7 protein-coding genes and 2 pseudogenes are annotated in these 6,894 nt (G+C 69.4%); 5 read left to right on the forward strand and 4 right to left on the reverse strand.

Annotated features, from left to right (window positions below):
• From I53_RS14015 to I53_RS14035, 5 genes are all read left to right on the forward strand, one after another.
• A partial coding sequence (locus tag I53_RS14015) for an SMP-30/gluconolactonase/LRE family protein (RefSeq protein ID WP_043351703.1) occupies nucleotides 1–231 on the forward strand: 231 nt, incomplete at its 5' end.
• Between the two features lie 292 nt (nucleotides 232–523).
• Entirely contained in the window at nucleotides 524–1,108 is a 585-nt protein-coding gene (locus I53_RS14020; protein WP_043351704.1) for a DUF1285 domain-containing protein, read from the forward strand.
• Nucleotides 1,105–1,776 carry a CoA pyrophosphatase gene (locus tag I53_RS14025; protein ID WP_043351712.1) on the forward strand — a complete coding sequence of 224 codons (672 nt, stop codon included), beginning with the start codon at nucleotides 1,105–1,107 and terminating at the stop codon, nucleotides 1,774–1,776. Before I53_RS14020 ends, I53_RS14025 begins: the two co-directional genes overlap by 4 nt.
• Nucleotides 1,777–1,786: 10 nt before the next feature.
• Nucleotides 1,787–2,044, forward strand: a complete 258-nt coding sequence (locus tag I53_RS14030; RefSeq protein ID WP_043351706.1) for a DUF6111 family protein — start codon at nucleotides 1,787–1,789, stop codon at nucleotides 2,042–2,044.
• Nucleotides 2,041–3,279 carry a CCA tRNA nucleotidyltransferase gene (locus I53_RS14035; protein ID WP_083936055.1) on the forward strand — a complete coding sequence of 413 codons (1,239 nt, stop codon included), beginning with the start codon at nucleotides 2,041–2,043 and terminating at the stop codon, nucleotides 3,277–3,279. The genes I53_RS14030 and I53_RS14035 overlap by 4 nt, the downstream gene beginning before the upstream one ends.
• A 7-nt stretch (nucleotides 3,280–3,286) precedes the next feature.
• Here I53_RS14035 and atpC read toward each other — a convergent pair.
• The 4 genes and pseudogenes from atpC to I53_RS14055 form a co-directional block, all read right to left on the reverse strand.
• Nucleotides 3,287–3,686 (reverse strand): annotated as a pseudogene (gene atpC / locus I53_RS14040) (ATP synthase F1 subunit epsilon).
• 140 nt (nucleotides 3,687–3,826) lie between these two features.
• Entirely contained in the window at nucleotides 3,827–5,281 is a 1,455-nt protein-coding gene (gene atpD / locus I53_RS14045; protein WP_043351708.1) for a F0F1 ATP synthase subunit beta, read from the reverse strand.
• A gap of 42 nt (nucleotides 5,282–5,323) precedes the next feature.
• The gene (locus tag I53_RS14050) at nucleotides 5,324–6,214 is read right to left on the reverse strand and encodes a F0F1 ATP synthase subunit gamma (protein WP_043351709.1); all 891 of its coding nucleotides are present in this window, start codon (nucleotides 6,212–6,214) and stop codon (nucleotides 5,324–5,326) included.
• A gap of 134 nt (nucleotides 6,215–6,348) precedes the next feature.
• Nucleotides 6,349–6,894: pseudogene (locus I53_RS14055) on the reverse strand (F0F1 ATP synthase subunit alpha); the annotation flags it as partial.

Raw genomic sequence — 6,894 nt, forward strand, 5'->3', positions numbered from 1 at the left:
CGTGCCGATGTCGACGGCAATCTCTGGGTCTCGAGCAATGCCGGCCGGGCCGTGGGCTACAACGGCGTCACCGTCTGGTCGCCGAAGGGCAAGCTCATCGGACGGATCCGCCTGCCGGAGGTGTGCGGGAACCTCACCTTCGGCGGCCCGAAGCGCAACCGCCTGTTCATGGCGGCCAGCCAGTCGCTCTACGCGCTGACGGTGAACACGCAGGGTGCAGGGCCGGCCTGAGGATTCGGTCGCGCCCCGCAGCGCTCCTCCGCGGCAGCGACCCACCGCCCACGCCCTCTCGCTGGGGTGCCCGCGGCAGTGGGCCTCGAACGAACAGCCCGCGTGTGATCCCAGAAGCCCTCCGTCGAGGCATCCCCGCCGGGGCCCCAGGAGGAGGGCGCGGATCGGTGATCCGGCCTTCGCGCATGCGTGCGTCGGGCCGATAGCGCGGCCCTGCGATCGGGACCGGATCCGGCGGGATCCTTCGGCCGGCCATGGCTGACGGCGCACCGGCACGCTATCTGTCATGGGTATGAGCGTGGATCCCGCCCCCGACCCGACCTTGAGCCGCCTCAGCGCGGCCCTCGGGGACCTTCCCAAGCGCGGCCTGCCGCCCGTGGAACGCTGGGATCCGCCCTATTGCGGCGCCATCGACATCCGCATCGCCGCCGATGGAACGTGGCACCACAACGGTTCGCCGATCCGGCGGGACAAGCTGGTCAAGCTGTTCGCCAGCATCCTGCGGCGCGAGCCGGATGGCCGGACTGTCCTGGTCACGCCGGTGGAAAGCGTCGGGATCACCGTCGAGGATGCGGCCTTCGTAGCCGTCGAGATGGCCGTCGACGGCACGGGAGCGGACCGGCGCCTCTCCTTCCGTACCAATGTCGACGATCTGGTGAGCGTCGACGCGGAGCACGCCCTGCGCTTCGAGGAGGGGCCGGACGGGGCCCTGAAGCCCTACCTCCATGTCCGCCGCGGGCTGTGGGCGCGCGTGACCCGGGCGCTCACCTACGACCTTGTGGATCTCGCCGAGGAACGCCTCGTCGACGGGAGGCCCTGGCTCGGCCTGTGGGCCGGCGGCACCTTCCACACCATCGCACCGGTCGCCGCCGCGTGAGCGACCCGCTCGCCGAGTTTCTCGCCCGCGCTGCGGCCGGCCTGTCGCCGGATCCGCCGGGACCGGACGATCCCACCTCCAATCCCCGCGGCGACCACAGCCTCGATCCGGATGGCACGGCCGTGATGCCGCCGCCGCCCCATCGCCGGGCCGCGGTCCTCGTCCCGGTCGTGCGCCGCGCGGACGGTCCGAGCCTCATCCTCACCATGCGGGCGGCCAACCTGCGCGACCATTCCGGACAGGTCGCGCTGCCGGGGGGTAAGATCGATCCCACCGATCCCGGCCCCGCGGATGCGGCCCTGCGGGAGGCCTTCGAGGAGATCGGGCTGCTGCCCGCGGCCGTGCGGCTGCTCGGCTATCTCGACCCGTACCTCTCGGGCACCGGATTCCTGGTGACCCCGGTGATCGGCTTGGTCGATTCCGAGGTAACCCTGACGCCGAACCCTGCCGAAGTGGCCGATGTCTTCGAGGTGCCATTCCCGATTCTCATGGATCCGGAACGCTATCGCCTGCGCTCCCGCGCCTGGCAGGGCCGCGAGCGCTGGTTCTATGCCTTGACCTACGGCGAGCGGCTGATCTGGGGTGTCACCGCCGGGATTCTGAACAATCTCCGGGAACGGCTCTATCCGGAAACGGAGTCGGGCGACGTCGGTCGCCCGGCGCGATAGGCTGCCAGGCATGCTGCGCCGCGTCCTCGAAGAGTTTGGCCTCTTCCTCGTCCCCTTCGCCCTCTTCCTGGTCTACCTGCTGCTGTCCGGCCGCAACCCTCTGCGCCGGGTGCACTGGGACCCGCACCTGTTCCGCCTCGTCCTGGCCGGGCTGGCGGTGGTGATCGGCACGCTCGTCTACGAGGGGCTGTTCTCCGAGCGTCGCTCGGCGGGCTACGTGCCCACCCACATGGAGAACGGCCGCCTCGTGCCCGGTGGATTCCGGTGAACCGCGCGCTCGACCAAGCCGGTCTCATGGCCCTGCTCGACCGCCCGGGCGTGCGCCGCGTGCTCGCGGCCCTGGATGCCCCCGGTGCCGAGACCCGCCTGATCGGCGGCTGCGTACGCGACGCGCTGCTCGGCGTGCAGACCGCCGACATCGATATGGCGACCACCCTGCTGCCCGAGGCGGTGATGCATGCGGCGCAGCGGACGCGCGGCCTCAAGGCGGTGCCGACCGGGATCGAGCACGGGACGATCACCCTGGTGACCGAAGACGGGCCGATCGAGGTCACAACCCTGCGCGAGGACGTCGAGACCGACGGACGGTACGCCGTCGTCCGCTTCGGCACGGACTTCCTCCGCGATGCCGAGCGCCGGGACTTCACGATCAACGCGCTCTCGCTCGGTGCGGACGGAACGCCGCACGATCCGGTGGGCGGCCTGCCCGATCTCGAAGCCGGGCGGGTGCGCTTCATCGGCGATCCGGCGACCCGCATTCGCGAGGACGCCCTGCGGATCCTGCGCTTCTTCCGGTTTCAGGCGCGTTTCGGCGCCGGGGCGCCCGATGCGGCGGCGCTCGCCGCCTGTGTGGCCGCGCGGGACAGTCTGGACCGGCTCTCCCGCGAGCGCGTGCGCGCGGAGTTCCTTAAGCTGCTGGCGGCCTCCGGCGGTCCGGCCATGGTGGCGACGCTGAGCGCGACCGGCCTGCTGCAGCGGATCACCGGCGGCGTCGGTGAACTCGGGCGGCTGGAGCGCGCCGCCGCTGCGGGATTGTCTCCGGTGATGCGCCTCGCGGCCCTCTCGGTCGGGGCTCGGCACGACGCGGATCGGCTGCGCGAGCGGCTGCGTCTCTCGAAGAGCGAGCACGGACAGCTCATCGGCTACGCGGAAGCGCTGGCCGATCTCCACGGACGTGCGGTGCTGGATGGGGTCGCGGCGCGGGCGCTTGCGGCCGGGCACGGCCTGTCGCGGCTGGCAGACGTGCTGGCGATCCTGGCCGGGGAGCCTAGGCCTGCCGTAACGGAGACGGCGATCAGCGCCTTTGAAACCCTCAAGGGGGAGGGGGCGTCGCCGGCCTTTCCCCTGGCGGGGGCGGATCTGGTCGCGGCCGGCGTAGCGCCGGGTCCCGGGATCGGGCGTGGGCTGGCCACCGCGCGGAAAGTCTGGCTGGAGTTGGGCTGCCCGACGGATGCCGAGGCGCGGGCCGACCTCCTGGCGCGGGCGCTGGAGGGCGCCCGCTGAACGAGGCTCAGAGCTTCAGGAGCGCCTTGGTCTCCTGGAGCTGGACGATCTGGCCGTTCAGCTCCTCGCGCTTCTGCAGGTCCTCGGTGGCGTCACGCTGCATCTCGATGGCCTCGATGTCGCGGTCGAGGGATTCGTGCGTCAGCTCCTCGATCGGCGCAGCACGCTCGGCGAGCACGGTCACGGCCGTCGGGCCGATATCGGCAAGCCGCCGCGAACGTAGATCCGCTTGCCGCTGCCCTGGCTCTCGGTGACCACGATGACGCCGACCCGCAGGGAGGTCAGCACGGGCGCGTGGCCCGGCAGCACCGTCATCTCGCCTCGATGCCGGGCAGCTGAACGGCGGTCACCTCGCCGGAATACAGCGTCCGCTCGGGGCCGACGAAATCGAAGTGGAAGGTGGCCATGGCCTGACGTGTTCCCGGATCGGCGTCGCGCTCTCCGCCGTGCAGGCGGAGTTCTCAGGAAAAGGCTGCGCGGACGGCACCGGTATGGGCCGCCCGCGCAGCCTCTATCCCCTTCCCGCGCGGGGAAGGGGGTTGTCGTCTTACGCGGCCTTGAGCTTCTTGGCCTTCTCCTGGGCCTCCTCGATGGTGCCGACCATGTAGAAGGCGGCCTCCGGGAGGTCGTCGTAGTCGCCGTTCACCAGGCCCTTGAAGCCCTTGATGGTATCTTCCAGCGCGACCTGCTTGCCGGGCGAGCCGGTGAACACCTCGGCCACCGAGAAGGGCTGCGAGAAGAAGCGCTCGATCTTGCGGGCGCGGGCCACGGTCAGCTTGTCCTCCTCGGACAGCTCATCCATGCCCAGGATCGCGATGATGTCCTGGAGCGCCTTGTAGCGCTGCAGGGTCTGCTGAACGCGGCGGGCGACGTCGTAATGCTCCTCGCCGAGGATCGCCGGCGACAGCATGCGCGAGGTCGAATCCAGCGGATCCACCGCCGGATAGATGCCCTTCTCGGCGATCGAGCGCGACAGCACGGTCGTGGCGTCGAGGTGGGCGAACGAGGCGGCGGGCGCCGGGTCGGTCAGATCGTCGGCCGGCACGTAGATGGCCTGCACCGAGGTGATCGAGCCCTTGGTCGTGGTGGTGATGCGCTCCTGCAGGGCGCCCATGTCGGTGGCCAGCGTCGGCTGGTAGCCCACCGCCGACGGGATGCGGCCGAGAAGCGCCGACACCTCGGAGCCCGCCTGCGTGAAGCGGAAAATGTTGTCGACGAAGAACAGCACGTCCTGGCCGTCGTCGCGGAACTGCTCGGCGATGGTCAGGCCGGTCAGGGCGACGCGCGACCGGGCGCCGGGCGACTCGTTCATCTGGCCATAGACCAGGGCGCATTTGGAGCCCTCGGCGGAGCCATGCTCCTTCGGGTCCACGTTCACCTTGGACTCGATCATCTCGTGATAGAGATCGTTGCCCTCGCGGGTGCGCTCACCCACGCCGGCGAACACCGAGTAGCCCGAGTGCACTTTGGCGATGTTGTTGATCAGCTCCATGATCAGCACGGTCTTGCCGACGCCGGCGCCGCCGAACAGGCCGATCTTGCCGCCCTTCGCGTAAGGGGCGAGCAGGTCCACCACCTTGATGCCGGTGACGAGGATCTGCGCCTCGGTCGACTGCTCGGCATAGGAGGGGGCCGGCTGGTGGATGGCGCGGTAGGTGTCGGCCTGGACCGGACCGGCCTCGTCGATCGGCTCGCCGATGACGTTCATGATGCGGCCGAGCGTGTTCATGCCCACCGGAACCTTGATCGGCTCGCCGGTGTCCGTGCATTCCTGACCGCGGGTCAGGCCCTCGGACGTGTCCATGGCGATGCAGCGGACAGTGTGCTCGCCGAGCTGCTGGGCGACCTCAAGGACGAGGCGGGCGCCGTTGTTCTTGGTCTCGAGGGCGTTCAGGATCTCGGGCAGGTGGCCCTCGAACTGCACGTCGACCACGGGGCCGATAACCTGGGTGATCTTGCCGACCTTGTTGGAGCCGGCGCCGGGGAGTGCGGTGTTCGCCATCGTTAACCTACCCTTCAAGCTGTGCGTTCAGGTGGCGGAGCCTCAGAGGGCTTCCGCACCCGAGATGATCTCGATGAGTTCCTTGGTGATCATGGCCTGACGCGTCCGGTTGTAGATCAGCGTCTGCTTCTTGATCATCTCGCCCGCGTTGCGGGTGGCCGAATCCATGGCGCTCATGCGCGCGCCCTGCTCGGAGGCGGCGTTCTCCAGGAGCGCCCGGTAGATCTGCACCGTCAGGTTCTTCGGCAGCAGCGTCTCGAGGATCGCCTCCTCGGAGGGCTCGAACTCCAGCGCGGCGTTGCCGGCCGCAGCCTTCGCGGTCGTGTCGACCGCGGGCAGCTCCGCGGGGATCAGGCGCTGCGCGGTCGGGATCTGCGAGATGACCGAGCGGAACTCGGAGTAGAACAGGGTCGCGACGTCGAACTCGCCGTTCTCGAAGCGGGTCAGGATCTTGTCGGCGATCCCGGCCGCGAACTCGTAATCCACCGGGCGGTTGCCACGGATGTCCATGCTCTCGACGATCTGGTCGCGGTACTGCCGCCGCAGCGCGTCGAGGCCCTTCTTGCCGACCGTCATGATCTTGACGGTCTTGCCCTCGGCGGCGAGCTTCTGCGCGTATTCGCGCACCGCGAGGCGGACGATCGACGAGTTGAAGGCGCCGGCGAGGCCGCGGTCGCCCGTGCACACGACGAGCAGGTGTGTCTGCTCGGACCCGGTCCCGGACAGGAGCCGCGGGGCGCCGACGCCGCCGACGAGATTACCTGCGAGATTGCCGAGCACGGCCGACATCTTCTCGGCATAGGGACGGCCCGCCTCGGCGGCCATCTGCGCACGGCGCAGCTTGGCGGCGGCGACCATCTGCATGGCCTTGGTGATCTTCTGCGTCGCCTTCACCGAGGTGATGCGGTTGCGCAGGTCCTTCAAACTCGCCATCGGGTGAGGTCCAGGTCCGTTCTATGGGCCTCTCCTTCCCTCGGCGGGAAGGAGCCGGAAATTCGGGCGGTGCAGCGCGGATCGCAATCCCCCTGCACCACCCAAGATCCCTCCCCGCGGGGAGGGGCCTCACATCAGCCGATCGACTTGGCGACGCTCTCGACGACGCTCTTCAGCTTGCCGGCGTTCTCGTCCGACAGGTCCTTGGAGGCGGCGATGGAGTCGAGCAGGTCCTTGTGCTTCGAGCGGAGCGTGCTGAGCAGCGCGTCCTCGAACGGGCGGACCTTGCTGACCGGCATCTTGTCCAGATAGCCGTTCACGCCGGCGTAGATCACCGCGACCTGCTCTTCCATCTTCAGCGGCGAGAACTGCGGCTGCTTCAGGAGCTCGGTGAGCCGCGAGCCGCGGTTCAGGAGCGCCTGGGTGGAGGCGTCGAGATCGGAGCCGAACTGCGCGAAGGCGGCCATCTCGCGGTACTGCGCGAGCTCGCCCTTGATCTTGCCGGCGACCTTCTTCATCGCCTTGGTCTGGGCCGAGGAGCCCACCCGCGACACCGAGAGGCCCACGTTCACCGCCGGGCGGATGCCCTGGTAGAACAGGTCGGTCTCGAGGAAGATCTGGCCGTCGGTGATCGAGATCACGTTGGTCGGGATGTAGGCCGACACGTCGTTGGCCTGGGT

Source organism: Methylobacterium sp. B1, from assembly GCF_000333255.1.
Classification (GTDB): Bacteria; Pseudomonadota; Alphaproteobacteria; order Rhizobiales; family Beijerinckiaceae; genus Methylobacterium; species Methylobacterium fujisawaense.

Coding starts and splice junctions, on each gene's coding strand:
- I53_RS14020 (WP_043351704.1), top strand. CDS start 524: ATGAGCGTGGATCCCGCCCCCGACCCGACCTTGAGCCGCCTCAGCGCG.
- I53_RS14030 (WP_043351706.1), top strand. CDS start 1,787: ATGCTGCGCCGCGTCCTCGAAGAGTTTGGCCTCTTCCTCGTCCCCTTC.
- atpD (WP_043351708.1), bottom strand. CDS start 5,281: ATGGCGAACACCGCACTCCCCGGCGCCGGCTCCAACAAGGTCGGCAAG.
- I53_RS14050 (WP_043351709.1), bottom strand. CDS start 6,214: ATGGCGAGTTTGAAGGACCTGCGCAACCGCATCACCTCGGTGAAGGCG.